We start from the raw sequence: 13,384 nt of genomic DNA, 5'->3' as shown, positions 1-13,384 counted from the left end.
CCCTTGGAGTTTGCGCCGGTCAGGCCGGCAGTCGTTCAGGCCGACAAATGATCAGGCAAAGCGTTCGGCCGGCGTTGCCGGTTCCGGCGCGACCTGGAAGGCCGCCAGTTCCGCCGGCAGCGCTGCGCCATCGGCCAGACGGAGATTGACGTGGTATCCGGCGACGGCCGCCATCTCCGGATAGGCGATGCCATCGCCGCCGGTCACGGTCTTGCCGGTCGGGGCATAGACGAGACCATCGCAGGCCGCGCCCACAGGCTTGAGCGCCAGCATGCCCGTGGGCAGGCCGGTATCGCGGTAGGTAAGGCGGGCATCCGCTCCCTCTTCGGCCGGGATCGTCACCCCGGCCGCATTGAGAACGGCCAACGCCTCGGCATGGTCTTCGAACTTCAAAAACACATCACGCATGGGCCATCGCCTTTCCTTCAAGCGCCGCATCGGTCATCCGGAACGGCCAGATCACCAGTTGATCGTACCAGCCGGCGGCAAAGCGATCGGCCGTGGTCGCGTTCTCGTCGCGGCCGAGATAGATCTTGTCCGTGTCACACAGAAGCTCCCGGCTTGCCGTCACCACGGCATTGCCATTATAGGAGCCGCCGATCGTGTCGTCGGTCCTGTCGAAAGCGAAGGCGGCGCCGGCGCGCGGCGATGGCTGGGAGAGGCCGGAGGCAAGAACAGCGGTCTGGTCGACCTCGAGATCGGTTCCGGAATAGCCAAGCAGGGGATAGTAGCTCGCCCCGCCGACGATCCGGCCGACAAAGCCGGTCAGCCCCTCGAACCGCACCAGAATGGAGGCCTTGTCGCGTTGAAGAAGCGCCGCAACGGCATCGCTCAGGCGCGCCTTGTCGGCCGGCCTGGTGACGGCGCTGCCGCCGTTTGTGATAATGGGCGAGCTTGTCACCGCAGACTGCTCGAACTGGGGCAGGATGAAGTAGACCACCGCGCCGGGATCCGCCCGGACGCTGAAGGTCGCATTGGCAACGGCCTGATGTCCGTCCAGGGTAATTCTCTCATAGGCCGTGTTGGAGACCCTCGGGCCGTTGGCCACTTCGCTGATCCTCAGATAGGCTTCTCCGGCATCCACGCGCATATAAGCCGAGATCGAGTGGACGGCGGTGTTATCCGCGTTTCCCGAAGCAACGGCAAAGGCAACCCCGGTTCCGGCGGAATTGTCGAGCTTGTAGACCTTGCCGGACGCGCAGACCTCGGAAAGACCGGCGGCGGAAAGGGCAGCCGTATCGTCAACGACCGAAAGGACGGCCGGCGCGGCCGACCCTCCGATCCCGGTCAGGTCGGTCGGATTGGCGTTGTTGCACAACACCTTGTTGGTTGCCGGTCCTTCGAGCAGCAATTGTCGCCGGCCATTGGTATGGTCGAAGCGCGGCACATTCGCCGCCGCGATCCTGAACACGCCGTCGGCATCGACATAGGTCGCCGAGCCGGGTCGGGTAAAATCAATCATCTCCGCAAAGCCTGCATTCCGCATGGCTCACCTCGCATATCTGTCAGTGGAAAAATCAAGAAAGGCGGCCGGCGCCCGGCCGATCCCGTCGGCATCGCCCGCCGCATAAGCCGGCAGTTCCCACCAGCCTTCGGTGATGGCGTAACGGTTGCCGCCAAAGTCCAGGATGGCCGCCGGGCCGAGCGTCAGACCCGTCTCTCTATCCATTGCCGGAAAGGCGACGGACGCCCACCAGCGTGCGCGCCCCGGCGGCCGCATGGCCGCAAGGCTCAGTCCGATTGTCAGGGATGGCATGGTGCTACTCCGGCCAGTGGATATCTGAGGCAAAGTCTGCCGGGATCGGTGACAGATCCTTCAGCGCCCGGGCGGCGAAGATATGCGCCTGTTTGTGGGCAAGGGCTGCCTGCCCGAGCGCATAGAGGGTCGCCGCATCCATTTTGTGCGTGCTGTTGTCGGCGGCGATCCAGACAAAATCGCTGTCACCGCCATGCCAGCGATAGTCGCCGGCTTCAGCGCCGGCGATCATGGCGCCAAGGGCGGCCGTTGCCGCGCCGGCAATGTTCTCCCGGTCTTCCGCCCGGGACTGGTAGAGAACGCCGTTGAAGACAAAGCCCGCCGCAATCCGGCGGTCCCGCTCGGCATCGACGGCATGGCACAGAGCGCGGTTTGCACGCTTCCGGGCAAAGGCCTCGACCGCATCGCGATGCGCATCGAGCATATCGTGGAGATCGTCGGGCGTCGGAAAGGCCGCATCGATCTGCCAGTCGAGGATCACGGCCGAACCGACGCGCGCGCCGGTGTCGTCATCGACAATATGACCGGTGCGGAAGTCGCGGCCCGGTTCCGCTTCGGGATAGGCCAGCGACAGAAGATAGCCGAGCGTATCGTGATCGAGATCCGGATTGAGCGCATTGGCGCTGTCGGGCGTGAGTTTTGTCGCCATTACTGGTTCCTCGCATATTTGGCCCGGACATAGATCTCGCGCACCGCCCAGTCATAGTTCTGGCAACGCAGGCCGGTGATGAACATGCCGTCCGGGCAGTCGACCGTGTTGCCGGTGGTCTGAACCGTGCCGATCTCGTATGTGCCGCTGTCGTGCTGGACGCGAGCGCCGGCGGCGGCCCGGCTGTTGGCATAGGCCGATGCCCTGCTTTCGATCCGGTCATGAATGGCTGAATAGGCGTCCGAGCGCCCCCAATTGTTCCAGACAGAACCACTGACATTGCCATCCGCGTGAAGCGTCCAGCCGGAACCAGAGGCCAGATCGCCATTGCTGCGGAATGCATACTCCATGCCCCGCGACCAGATGAAGCCATCGCCATTGCTGCGTTGACCGACCTCGACATAGCTGTTGCCGCCATTGTTGGAGCGGAACTCGATCCGGGCATCGCTCTCACCGCTCGCCTGGAACGAGGCCAGCGTCGCGCCATCGAACATCACGCGCACAAAGCCGGTGAGCGTTCCGCCGTTCCTGGCATAGGCACCGAGCTTGTTCCTGGCATCCGCCGCATCGCCCGCCGTCATCAGATCGTTGGTGAAGGCCGTTCCGCCGGCGCTCAGAAACCCGTGCCCGTCCGGATCCACCTCCCCGATCGCGACATCGGCCGCACCGTCGAAGACAAAGAGCTTCCACGGCTTGGAGGCGGTGCTGATCCACATCGTCCCCCCGGTCGCATAGGCAGGGCGTTCCACGCCGCTATGCATGGAAAGGCTTGCCGTCCGAAAGCTGTTGATATTGGCCGCAAGCTGCGAGCCATTGGTGACGGTCGGGTCGATCGTCACGTTGTTATACTGCGTCATGCATGCACCTTTCCGTAGCCGGCAGCCACAAAATCGAACGTGCGTTCGACCGGCGCGCCGGACTGGTCCTTGAACACGATGTCAAAGCCGCTCTCATCCTTGTTGGCGATCTCGTAGTAATCGCCGAAGCGAAGGCCCTCAGCCGAGACCGAAAGCCCGGTGAGGCCGAAGTAGGGCGGGTCAAAACCGATCCGCCGTCCACTGGCCGGCACGGCGAGATTATTGCCGCTCAGTATCCGGTCGGGCATATCGACCGTCAGTTCGGCGCGCGCGACGATCGGCGTGATGTTGTCATCGACCGAGGTGAGGATCAGCCGCATCTGATAGGCTCTTGCCGCCACGTCTCCGGTGGCCGCTTCCCGCCAGTCCGACCAGTGCACGCCGGCATCGTCCGGATCGTCATCCGTGGTGCGCATCTCCATGACCGCGTTCCACTTCGACGCATCCGCCCCGACAATGCCGTCGAGCGCGCTCAGCACCGGCCATTTCGACATCGTGTCATCGACATCCTGCCCGTAGACCGACAGGACCGGCGTTACCCGGGACGTATAGACCGAGCCGAGATCGATCGTGCGGGAAGAGACATAGGTGCCGGAGGGCAACAGCCCGCCCCCTTCCGCCTCCGCAAGCCGCAAGCCCGGCTCGCCCGCCCGGCAGCCGTCAAAACGTCCCGACCAGGCCGGCTGTTCGACAAAGCGTTCGACTGCATTCATCGGCGTGGCGCCGACTGTGGTCTGGATCATGGTCGCGACCGGGCTTTCCACCCCCTGCCGCGTCACCGCCTTGATCAGATAGGTGCCCGGCCGCGTCGGGATCTGCACGCTGGTGGCATCCACATGATCGAGCTGGGCGCCGGAGGAGCGCCAGGACACGCCCGTCAGTTCCGGCGAATAGCGGATCACATAATGCGACAGGTTGAGCGCCGTCACCGGTGCCCAGGTGAGCGTGGCAACATCGCCGATCACGGCAATATTGAAGCGCTCGACATTGTCCGGCGGCGACAACACGCTTGCCAGATAGACCGCGTCCAGCGTTGCCCAGGGCGAGCGCTGGTTGAGCGCCGCGAAGACGGAGCGAACCCTGAAGCTGTAAATCCCCGGATCGAGATCCTGCAGGTCGATCGAGACGCTTTCCGTGGTCCCGACAGCAAGCCAGATCCCGCCCTGCCCCTGATACTGGACTTCATAGAGCGTGGCCCTTGTATCGTTCGGCGCGCTCCAGCCGATGGTAACAGCACCACGGGCGGACACGCCGCCGGCAAGATAGAGATATTCCGCGACCGTCACGTCCGAAGGCGGCAGAAGCGGCCCGGTCGGATAGGTCGAGAAGGATGGCGGTTCGAGCTCGAGACCCTTCTCGACACGATCCCATTTGGTTGCGTCATAGATCAGCGCCGAGACATCGAACTGATGCTTGTCGTTTTCCGTGATCGACAACACCCGGAACGGGCGCGGCGCTGCATCCGAGCCCGTCAGGATCCACATGGCGCCATTGACAGGGCGATCCGGCAATGCTTCCGCCAGTGCCAGAACATCGGTCTCCCCCGCCCCGTTCACGACGACCCGATCGGCAAGCGTGCCGTCCGGCATGACTACGGTCAGCGTATAGGCATCGCCGTCATTGATCGTCACCGGCGCATCGAGCGTGACCGCCGCCAGATCGTCGGATACCGCCTTCACCCGGCCGCCATAGCGCACACCGGCATAGGAGGGATCGGCGACCAGCACCACATCGCCCGGCGCGACATCGGCGTGATCGAGCCCGGCCCGATAGGTTACGACCTCGGTCGAATTCTGTTCGGTATCGAGCAGCCATGCTCCGTAACGATGCGCCTGTCCGCGCGAACAGCAGCCGATCGCCTGGATCTCGGTCTGCCGCGATCCGTATCTTGCAACCGCCTCAGCATCCTCGACCACTTCGATCGCCGGCATATAATTGTTGGCCGGATCGAACCAGCGGACGAGCACCTGCGTGTGGCGGGCCGAGAGCGCCGATCCCTGATAGCTGAACGTGCCGTCGACCACATTGGCGGGCGTCACCAGCTTGACGGGATCGGCCGGCTTGTCGCAGACCGCCGTCACAGCGCCCGTGCCCCAATAGACCATGCCCCGGAACACGCCGGCAAAGGCCGTCAGCACATTGATCGCCTCATCGCGCGAGGTGATGGCGCCGTTGAAGGTGTAGCGCGGTTCCTTGCCCCCGAACCCATCATCGACCAATTCGTCGCAATAGCGTGCAATCTCGTAAAGCGCCCATTTGGACACCTGCCCGACATCGACATATTGGCCGAGGCCATAACGGTCATTGACCACAAGGTCATAGAAAATCCAGGCCGGGTTATCGGTGACGGCGCGTTTGAACGTACCATCCCAGACACCCGCATAGGACCGCGTTTCCGGATCATAGTTCGACGGCACGGCAATCTCGATCCCGGCCCAGTCGACCGAGACCGTCGGAATGGCGCCGCCGCCGAACTCAGCCGCATCAAGCGTCACGCCCATCACGGCACTGTCGGGATAGGTCAGCCGATAATCCTCGATCACCGTATAGGAGGACCAGTAGGTCTGGTTGTTGGACGTCGTGCCATTGGCATCCTCGGAAAGCCGCCGCACGCGGATATACCAGGGTCCCATCCCCTCAAGCGGGATCCGGTAGGCGCGAACATAGGGCGAGGTGCATTTGCCCGATATCGTATCAGCGCGGGCCTCTTGCCAGGTGCCATCCTCGGTGCGGCGATCGATGGCGATATCGACCGCATTCTCCTTGACATTGCCATTGTCGGGATCGGTGAAGATCAGTTGTGGCACCTGAATGGAGACGCGCACGGCCGTTGCCGCGAGATTGGTGATTGCCCGCGTTGCCGACAGGTTCTGTTTGATCTCGACGCCGACGCCCTGTTCGTTCTCGACGGCCGGAAAGCCGGACAAGGCCGCCTGATCGGGAAAGCCATTGCGGGTCTCGAACGAGCCGCCTTCGAAGTTGAACGTACCGTCGCCGTTTTGGACCGGCACGTCATCGAAGAAGATCGATTTTGCCCCGTCCTTCAGCCCGCCGGTGACGCCTTCGGAGACGAGGAACAGAAGCCGCAATGTCTGTTTGGAGCGCAGCGTGTTCGCCGCTTCGCTATAGCCGCCCGAGCCGCCGCTCTTGCCGCCCTTGCCGCCGCCACGGCCGGAGATGCGCAAATCATGCATGAGGTTTGTTCCGAAACTCAGATAGCCACGTCTTCGGTGGAAAGCCCGGCGGCAATCAGCACCGGTTTGACGCGGAATTTTTGGCCATAAACCAGCGGCACGGGACCGCCCTCGGTCGTCACATTGGCGCCGCCGCTGAAGAGATAGGAGGACTGATCCTCGCCGCTGTCCGCATTGATCTTCGGCGCCGGCGACAGCATCTGCCCGAGCCCGCCCATGGCAAGCGCCACGCCAAGCCCCTTCATCGCCCCGCCGATCGTCGAGCCGCCAATGCCGATGCCGGTGATCGCGCCCGGGAACATGAAGGCCGCCCCGATCAGGAAGACGCCGGCAATGATCTTGCCAAGCCCGCGATTGCCCGCGCCGGCAATGACCGGAACGATATGCAGATCCGCGTTCCCGAGATGGAAGTCGAGATCATCCGGCCCGAGCGCCATGCCGGTTTCCGGATCACCGCGCAGAACCCTAAAATTCCGGTCGGTCGCATATTGCCGGAAGCCGGGCACGACGGCGGCGAGCGCCTGGCCCGCCTCGCCGGCGCTCGCGACATCGAGCTGGTAGGTTGGGGCAAACTGCCGGGCGAGATCGCCGTGGAGGTGGATTTTACGAACCATAGCGCACCCAATGCGTCACCCGCTTCAGCCACGGCCCGACGGGCTCGCGCCGTGACAGCCGTCCATCGAGATGATGCAGGCAAAGGCCATCTTCCAGCAGAATGCCGGAGTGACACGGCACCTTCGATACAAGCCGCATGAAGAACACATCGCCGGGCTGAGCTTCCGACGTATCGACCGTCCGGAAGCCCGCCTCTTCAAAATGATCGGCAAGCAGGTTCTCGCCCTCTTCCCACCAGCTTTTCGAGCGGGGAAAGTCCGGAAGGCGGATGCCTCGCTCCTGCCAATACCAGCTGCGCACCAGCCCGTAGCAGTCGAACACGCCCGGCACGAAGGATCGTCCGGTCAGCGGCGCATCCAGGCAGTGATCGCCCCACCAGAGAATGGGCGTCGTCACCTCGCCGTCGCAGCTCACGATCCCGAAGGGAATATTGGCCGCGATCTGACTGACCATATCGGCTTTTGACGGCCAGTGCGGATGCACTTTGGCGTTATGGCTGTGGATGACCGCTTCTGGCCGGAACTTCAGCCAGGTTTCCGCCGGCATTTCGAAGCCGTTTTCGCGATCGGCCGCGATGTTTTCGATGGGGACATAATGACCGCCGGACACCACGCCGCAGGCCTCTTCCGGCCATGCCGCAAGCGCATGCGCCCGGGCCTCCCGGGCAACATCATCACCAAACATGATTGCTTATCCTTCAGGTGTTTGCCCGGCCGACGCCGGGAAAGGCCCGGGTCGGCAGATCGCCATGGCCGAAGCGCTTGACGCAGCCCGATTGCAAAAGCTTGCTGCACCGGTCCTCCGATGCCGAAACCGCATTACCCTTCGCGTCAAAACAGGCCGAGCCCGCATAGGGGCATGTGGCCCTGGAATAATCGAACGAGCCGGTTTCGGGATCGAAGCGGCGATAGGTATGCGTGCAGGCGCTCTGGATCACCTGTCGGCCGGGGAGCTTTCTGCCCTGTTGATCGATTGCGGCGGCCAAAACCCACTCGATATAGACCCGGTTCTGGTTGGTCTTTTGCTCGATCCGATAGACATCAATGGGGAAATGCGCGTCGGGATCCGCATCCTCCATGCCGTCGAGAAACCGCCGAAAGGTGCGGATGCGCCGGAAGGTCGCCCCGACCAGATCGCCGAACTCGTTGACCACGGCCGACAACACGCCGGAGACATTCGCGACCTTCAGCGTCGGGCGCGGCATGGTGCCTTGCGACGACATCTCCCAGCCATCGGTCTCGATCGGCGTCGGCGCATAGACATGGCCGCCGAAGGACACCGGCGCTTCCTCGAAGGCCGATGACGTGAAGCGATAGATGCCGCCGCCGATGACCGAGGCATCAAGTTCATAGAGGTGGATGATATCATCGCTCACCAGCCCCTGCGCCGTTTGCGACAGGCCGTTTCCCGCCTGCTCGACAACCAGCATCGTGCCATAATGCGATCCCGTCATTTGACCAGCGCCACGATCTCGGAAGCCGTCGTGCCCGTCGCCAGCACCTTGTGGGCGGCAACCGGCAGAAGCGTGCCGCTCTGGCAGTGATAGATCGCGGTGACGCCGCTCAGTTCAACCGCGACAGCCCCGCCAAAACCGACATAGAGCGATTGAACGCCGACCAGGGCATTATCGTCGGAGGGCGTGACAGCGGCATGCTGTCGGGCCGGCGTGATGATCTCGGCAGCCGTCCGAATGGCCTCGATCAGCGCCGTGGCTTCGTCCGACAGACCATGACGCGGACTAAGCGCGCCGTCGCCATTGGTTTCTGCCGAGATCGGGCGCTGGACGCCGGTGGCATCATAGACTTTGAGCGTGCTCATAGGTCATACACCCTTTCGATCTTCGCTGTGATCGTGTCACGGCCGCTGCCGAGAAAGCCCCGCGTCCAACTCTTGCAGCGATAAAGCCGGGCCGCTTTGTCACGCGGCGCTTTCCATTCAAAGGCATGGAAGCCGCGCAGGCTACGAAAGAAGGCCTCGATCTGATCGGCCTGTGAGATCGAGAGCGACGACCACACCGCGTTGAAGGTCAACCCCTCTGCATTGAGGCCTGCCCCGGATCTTTGGCTATAGCCGTCACCGAAACTGCTCTCCAGCACGCGGAATTCCGTTTCCCGCGTGCTTTGCACCGAGGGGCATTTCGGCGGTTCGAACCTGTCTGCCATCAGAATGGCCCTCCAGCCAGCATGCCGCGTCCGCGCCGGTTCTCCTGTATCCGCGCGTCGATGGCCGCATCGATCTGTTTTCGGAATTCCCGTCCCATGGCCGCCGCATCCTTCGGGTCCGTGGTTTCCGGGACGGTCACATTGATATCGCCGATACTCACCAAACTGGAGCCGCGCGACTGGACAGAGCGCAAAGCCTTCATCGGCAGGCGCGGCAAAGCCGCATGGCGAACAAGGCCGCCATCGGCAAGTTTCAGGCCATCGCCATTGTTGATCGCCTCAAGCAGGGGCGCGTATTTTCCCGCCGCCCTGGCATTGATCACATACTCACCATCGGAGAGCCATGCCGGGATCTTGTCACCGCGCGTTCCCCCAGGACCGGAAAGGCGACCGCCGCCCGTGGCATCAATGCGCCCGCCGGTGGCCGCATGAACGGCGCCGCCATCGGCCTTGCCAATACCGCCGAAAATCGCACCGAAGAAACTGCCAAGTCCCGGTTCGCCGGTATTGAACAGGTCGTTCAGCGCGAGGTCCAGCAGCTTGTCGCCGACGCGGCCAAGCGCATTGGCGAGGGCATCAGCGGCATTCACGCCGCTCACCAAGTCCGACACAAAGCCGCCGGTTACGTCTTTTGCCGTCGCCTTGAAGTCATCAACCGACTGGCGAAGATCCTCGTTCTTGCGCGCCGCCTTCTCGGCTTCCGCCGCCGCTTCCGCATAACCTTGCGCCAGATCCTCGATCGATTGCCGAAGATCCGCATCGACGCTCAAGCCCGCCGTTTCGGCAGCCGTCAGCAGATCCTGCGTTGCCCGCGCCTTCTCAAGGGCAAAGCCATAATCCTCGACCAGCGGGTTCAGCGCGGTTTGGGCATCCCTCTCGGCCATCAGAGCGGCGGTGCGCTCCCGGATCGACTGAACGGCATTGTCGAAGCTGTTGTCACCGCCTCCGCTTCCGCCACCGCCGCCGCTGCTTCGACGGGCATTGGCCGCCAACGAGCTTTGTGCCAGGTGGGCAATCTCATTGTCGGGAAGGAAGCCACCCTTGTTTTCGAGATCCCGCTTGATGCTTGCCTTTTCCCGCTCAAGAGCGATCTGTTCTTTTGACAGGCCGTTCTGGCGTTCGATTTCGTCGGCATAGTCTTTGCCGACCTGAAGCATTTTCTCGCCTTCAGACCGGCTTTCGCTATATCCGCGATAGGCCGACACCTGACTGTCGCTCATACCACCTGAGGTGCTGACATTGACCGCACTGAGAAGCGTCATGAACTCGCGCGATTTATCGACAAGCTTCTGCAGCATGCCGAAGATCGGCGCCAGCTTGGCGACATAGCCGGCCGCATCGGGATTGGCGTCGGCCATCGTTTCGAGCGCTCTTCGCGCCTCGGCCGCCCCTTCCTTCGTTCCGTCGAAATCATCAATGATGTCAGCAATCGCCTCGCGCTGATCGAGCGAGATCGGCATGGCCTGACTAAAGTCCAGCAGACTGTCGCGGGCTTCCTCAAGCTCGCGCTTCAGATCATTCACCTCGCTTGCGGCCTTTGCGCCGTCGAGATGCCGGAGTTTCTGTGCCGTCTGTTCGACCTGATAGGCCAGATCCGCGACCGGCTGGGAAACCTCGGTTGCCCGGATCTCCCGCATCTTGTTGATAACATCCTGGAAACCGACGCGACCGCGTTCAAGATCGCGCGCCATGTCGTGGATGCCGAAGACGGCATTCAGATCGACCGAGCCGCGTTCAAACTGATGCGTCAGTTCCTTTGCCTTGTCGACAATGCCGCCAAGGGCATCATCATCGCGGAACCAGCCGAGAAAGCCCTCGCCCATTTTGCTGAGGCGGTCATATTCGTCGGCGAGCATCTTCACCTTGCGATAGATCTCGCCATCGGTGAGTCCTTCGGCCGCTTCCGTCACACCCTCAAGCTTCGGCGCGGCCTCCTCGGCAACAAGGCCCAGCCGCTCCAGTTCGGCATTGACGGCTTCCGTCCGGGCTTCCGCTTCCTGCGAATGCCGCGAATAAAGCGCCACCGCCCCGACCAAGGTTCCGCCGATCAGCAGACCAAGCGGGCCAGCCGCCGCGCTCATGCCGCCAAGGGCGGTCGACAGGCTACCGGCGGCCATGGCCGAGCGCATGGCAGCCGCAAACTTCGTCAGCGCCGTGCCGGCAAGGCCAAGCTTGACCAGCATGCCCGCGATCGACCGACCGACCAGCGCGCCAGCGATCACGCCGGCAAGTGCCAGAACCGTGTCCGCCGTCTGATCGAAATTGTCAGCCAGGGCATTAAGCCCGGAGATCAGCCGCTGGGATGCGCCCAGGCTGCTATCCGTCTCGCCGATATATTTGGTGAGCGCATTGTTCACCTTCGTGACGCCCTGTGCGATCGTCTGCGTGGCGTTATCAGCCATCTTCTCGATGGTCGGAAAGCCCTTCATAAAGGCGTCGAAGAACTCTCGGCCCGAGACCTTGCCGTCATTGACCAGCTGCTTCAGCTTGGAAACGGAGCCGCCCGCTTCATCGAGACCATTGGCGACCGCGATCAGAATAGGCCGTGCGCCCTCATTGATCGAATTGAATTCCTCGGCCTGGACACGGGCCGAGCCGAGCAACTGCCCGAGCTGCGTCAGGGCGCCGGAGGCCTCCGCCGCCGACTTGCCCTCGACCTTCAGCGCGGTGGCAATCCCGTCGGTGAACTTGAGCAGGCGTTCCTGCGACTGCTGAAGATTGTCATTGGCCTGCGAGGCCTTGCCGAACAGATCGGCAAGCGCCGTGATCGGCGCGGCATTCTTCTGAGCGCTCTGATAGAGCGTATCAAGCGTGCGCACCTGATCCTGGCCGACAACGCCGGCAACAGCCAGCGCGTTCTTCGCTTCGGTCCAGGCATCGGCATAGCGCGCCACTTCACGCACCGAAAGCGCCGAGGTGAGCGCCGTCGTGGAATAGAGCAGCCCCTTGAACGCGTTCGCGCCAAAGCCCTCAAGACGGCGATCCATAGCAACCGCCTTTTTCTGGATCGCATTCAGGTGCTTGTTGGTGATGCCGTTGGCCTTGGCGAGCCGCTTTTCGTATTTGTTGAAGTCAGCGGAAAGCTGCACGACAAGCTGTTCAAGGTCGGTGGCGGCCATCTATTCCTGCTCCTGAAGCCAGGCCCATATCTCTTCGGCCTGCCCGTCTGTCAGCCTGGTCTGATCGTTCTCGGCGGCCGAGTTGGCCTTGATGTAGCCGTCGAGCGCTGCCGAGAACTGCCAGACGCTCATGGCGTCGACCTGTTGCGGGGAAAAACCCATGGCCGCGCCAGCACCGTAGATTTTCGCCATGCGGATCTTGCCGTTTGGAAGATCATCAAGGCGCTCTTCGGCCCCGGCGCTTGTCACTCCCCCACGGTTTCATCCGGAGCGCCGGCCAGACCGGCGAACACGATTGCCAGGGCAAGCGGGTGATTTTCGAGCGGCGGCCGATCCTTCACATAACGGCCGGCAAGTTTGAGAGCCTCTTTCGGCTCCATCCCGCCACCGATCAGGCCAATGCGGACGGTCTCGAAGACGTCTTCGATCTTCCAGTCGCCGGACTGCAGGCGCGAAAGCAACCGCATCGGACCGCAATCGCACTTTTCCTGCAGTTCGGTGATCTGTCCGTAGCCAAGGCGGAAGGGATAGACCCCATCGCCAAAGGGCTGTTCGATCCGGGCATCGCGCATCAGGCCGCGACCCACTCGTTTTCGATGGCGCCGGCCGAATCCATCTGGATTGCCGACTTCACCTTGGGATCGCCGCTCTTCTCACCGCTGATCTCAAAACTGGTCAGATGGAAGGGCCCTGTCCATTTCATGGTTCCGGTCGAGTACTGGATGGAAAGCTCGCAATTGATCGGCTCGGTACTGGCGAACGCCTCCCACCAGGGCTGGATCGACGTTGCGGCCAGAACGCCGTCGCCGGAGACCGAGGCCGAGAGGCTTTCGGCGTTGCGCTCCAGCCAGGTCACCTGATCTTCATCGTCACAGTCGACCACCAGCGTTTCGCCGGTATTCTTCGAGAAGGTCAGCGACTTCGACGTCATCCCGCAGGGCTGGGCGAAGACTTCCGGATCGGCGCCGTCACCCAGCTTGATCAGAAGTTTGCCAAAGGTCGTGGTTTTTGCTTCTGCCATTTTCCATAGCT

The 13,384-nt window shown here is 62.7% G+C and carries 15 protein-coding genes; all 15 read right to left on the bottom strand.

Annotated features, from left to right (window positions below; translation table 11 throughout):
* Positions 1 to 51: 51 nt before the first annotated feature.
* The 15 genes from JET14_RS06140 to JET14_RS06070 are packed head-to-tail and all read right to left on the bottom strand — an operon-like array spanning position 52 to position 13,373.
* On the bottom strand, positions 52 to 408 hold the full coding sequence (locus JET14_RS06140) for a hypothetical protein (protein ID WP_200337266.1): 357 nt from the start codon (positions 406 to 408) through the stop codon (positions 52 to 54).
* The gene (locus JET14_RS06135; RefSeq protein WP_200337265.1) at positions 401 to 1,462 is read right to left on the bottom strand and encodes a hypothetical protein; all 1,062 of its coding nucleotides are present in this window, start codon (positions 1,460 to 1,462) and stop codon (positions 401 to 403) included. The genes JET14_RS06140 and JET14_RS06135 overlap by 8 nt, the downstream gene beginning before the upstream one ends.
* 27 nt (positions 1,463 to 1,489) lie before the next feature.
* Positions 1,490 to 1,756 carry a hypothetical protein gene (locus tag JET14_RS06130; RefSeq protein ID WP_200337264.1) on the bottom strand — a complete coding sequence of 89 codons (267 nt, stop codon included), beginning with the start codon at positions 1,754 to 1,756 and terminating at the stop codon, positions 1,490 to 1,492.
* 4 nt (positions 1,757 to 1,760) lie between these two features.
* Positions 1,761 to 2,405 carry a DUF4376 domain-containing protein gene (locus JET14_RS06125; RefSeq protein ID WP_200337263.1) on the bottom strand — a complete coding sequence of 215 codons (645 nt, stop codon included), beginning with the start codon at positions 2,403 to 2,405 and terminating at the stop codon, positions 1,761 to 1,763.
* Positions 2,405 to 3,262: a hypothetical protein gene (locus tag JET14_RS06120; RefSeq protein WP_200337262.1), complete on the bottom strand. Its 858-nt coding sequence runs from the start codon at positions 3,260 to 3,262 to the stop codon at positions 2,405 to 2,407. The genes JET14_RS06125 and JET14_RS06120 overlap by 1 nt, the downstream gene beginning before the upstream one ends.
* Complete coding sequence (locus JET14_RS06115; RefSeq protein WP_200337261.1) at positions 3,259 to 6,456, bottom strand: host specificity protein J; 3,198 nt, start codon at positions 6,454 to 6,456, stop codon at positions 3,259 to 3,261. Before JET14_RS06115 ends, JET14_RS06120 begins: the two co-directional genes overlap by 4 nt.
* A 17-nt stretch (positions 6,457 to 6,473) precedes the next feature.
* On the bottom strand, positions 6,474 to 7,070 hold the full coding sequence (locus JET14_RS06110; protein WP_200337260.1) for a tail assembly protein: 597 nt from the start codon (positions 7,068 to 7,070) through the stop codon (positions 6,474 to 6,476).
* The gene (locus JET14_RS06105) at positions 7,060 to 7,755 is read right to left on the bottom strand and encodes an NlpC/P60 family protein (protein ID WP_200337259.1); all 696 of its coding nucleotides are present in this window, start codon (positions 7,753 to 7,755) and stop codon (positions 7,060 to 7,062) included. Before JET14_RS06105 ends, JET14_RS06110 begins: the two co-directional genes overlap by 11 nt.
* 13 nt (positions 7,756 to 7,768) lie before the next feature.
* The gene (locus JET14_RS06100) at positions 7,769 to 8,524 is read right to left on the bottom strand and encodes a phage minor tail protein L (RefSeq protein WP_200337258.1); all 756 of its coding nucleotides are present in this window, start codon (positions 8,522 to 8,524) and stop codon (positions 7,769 to 7,771) included.
* The gene (locus JET14_RS22700) at positions 8,521 to 8,889 is read right to left on the bottom strand and encodes a spike base protein, RCAP_Rcc01079 family (RefSeq protein ID WP_246750538.1); all 369 of its coding nucleotides are present in this window, start codon (positions 8,887 to 8,889) and stop codon (positions 8,521 to 8,523) included. Before JET14_RS22700 ends, JET14_RS06100 begins: the two co-directional genes overlap by 4 nt.
* Complete coding sequence (locus JET14_RS06090; protein ID WP_200337257.1) at positions 8,886 to 9,233, bottom strand: phage tail protein; 348 nt, start codon at positions 9,231 to 9,233, stop codon at positions 8,886 to 8,888. The genes JET14_RS22700 and JET14_RS06090 overlap by 4 nt, the downstream gene beginning before the upstream one ends.
* Positions 9,233 to 12,352 carry a tape measure protein gene (locus JET14_RS06085; protein ID WP_200337256.1) on the bottom strand — a complete coding sequence of 1,040 codons (3,120 nt, stop codon included), beginning with the start codon at positions 12,350 to 12,352 and terminating at the stop codon, positions 9,233 to 9,235. Before JET14_RS06085 ends, JET14_RS06090 begins: the two co-directional genes overlap by 1 nt.
* Positions 12,353 to 12,601: a hypothetical protein gene (locus JET14_RS06080; RefSeq protein WP_200337255.1), complete on the bottom strand. Its 249-nt coding sequence runs from the start codon at positions 12,599 to 12,601 to the stop codon at positions 12,353 to 12,355.
* A complete protein-coding gene (locus JET14_RS06075) occupies positions 12,598 to 12,924 on the bottom strand; it encodes a gene transfer agent family protein (protein WP_246750537.1) in 327 nt (108 codons plus the stop codon). Before JET14_RS06075 ends, JET14_RS06080 begins: the two co-directional genes overlap by 4 nt.
* The gene (locus JET14_RS06070; protein ID WP_200337254.1) at positions 12,924 to 13,373 is read right to left on the bottom strand and encodes a phage tail tube protein; all 450 of its coding nucleotides are present in this window, start codon (positions 13,371 to 13,373) and stop codon (positions 12,924 to 12,926) included. Before JET14_RS06070 ends, JET14_RS06075 begins: the two co-directional genes overlap by 1 nt.
* Between the last annotated feature and the right edge of the window lie 11 nt (positions 13,374 to 13,384).

The organism is Martelella lutilitoris (assembly GCF_016598595.1).
Taxonomy (GTDB): domain Bacteria; phylum Pseudomonadota; class Alphaproteobacteria; order Rhizobiales; family Rhizobiaceae; genus Martelella; species Martelella lutilitoris_A.
This window is presented reverse-complemented; position numbering and strand designations above follow the sequence as displayed.

Excerpts from the sequence above, each read along its gene's own strand:
- JET14_RS06140 (WP_200337266.1), bottom strand. The coding sequence starts at position 408 with ATGCGTGATGTGTTTTTGAAGTTCGAAGACCATGCCGAGGCGTTGGCC.
- JET14_RS06135 (WP_200337265.1), bottom strand. The coding sequence starts at position 1,462 with ATGATTGATTTTACCCGACCCGGCTCGGCGACCTATGTCGATGCCGAC.
- JET14_RS06130 (WP_200337264.1), bottom strand. The coding sequence starts at position 1,756 with ATGCCATCCCTGACAATCGGACTGAGCCTTGCGGCCATGCGGCCGCCG.
- JET14_RS06125 (WP_200337263.1), bottom strand. The coding sequence starts at position 2,405 with ATGGCGACAAAACTCACGCCCGACAGCGCCAATGCGCTCAATCCGGAT.
- JET14_RS06120 (WP_200337262.1), bottom strand. The coding sequence starts at position 3,262 with ATGACGCAGTATAACAACGTGACGATCGACCCGACCGTCACCAATGGC.
- JET14_RS06115 (WP_200337261.1), bottom strand. The coding sequence starts at position 6,456 with ATGCATGATTTGCGCATCTCCGGCCGTGGCGGCGGCAAGGGCGGCAAG.
- JET14_RS06110 (WP_200337260.1), bottom strand. The coding sequence starts at position 7,070 with ATGGTTCGTAAAATCCACCTCCACGGCGATCTCGCCCGGCAGTTTGCC.
- JET14_RS06105 (WP_200337259.1), bottom strand. The coding sequence starts at position 7,755 with ATGTTTGGTGATGATGTTGCCCGGGAGGCCCGGGCGCATGCGCTTGCG.
- JET14_RS06100 (WP_200337258.1), bottom strand. The coding sequence starts at position 8,524 with ATGACGGGATCGCATTATGGCACGATGCTGGTTGTCGAGCAGGCGGGA.
- JET14_RS22700 (WP_246750538.1), bottom strand. The coding sequence starts at position 8,889 with ATGAGCACGCTCAAAGTCTATGATGCCACCGGCGTCCAGCGCCCGATC.
- JET14_RS06090 (WP_200337257.1), bottom strand. The coding sequence starts at position 9,233 with ATGGCAGACAGGTTCGAACCGCCGAAATGCCCCTCGGTGCAAAGCACG.
- JET14_RS06085 (WP_200337256.1), bottom strand. The coding sequence starts at position 12,352 with ATGGCCGCCACCGACCTTGAACAGCTTGTCGTGCAGCTTTCCGCTGAC.
- JET14_RS06075 (WP_246750537.1), bottom strand. The coding sequence starts at position 12,924 with ATGCGCGATGCCCGGATCGAACAGCCCTTTGGCGATGGGGTCTATCCC.
- JET14_RS06070 (WP_200337254.1), bottom strand. The coding sequence starts at position 13,373 with ATGGCAGAAGCAAAAACCACGACCTTTGGCAAACTTCTGATCAAGCTG.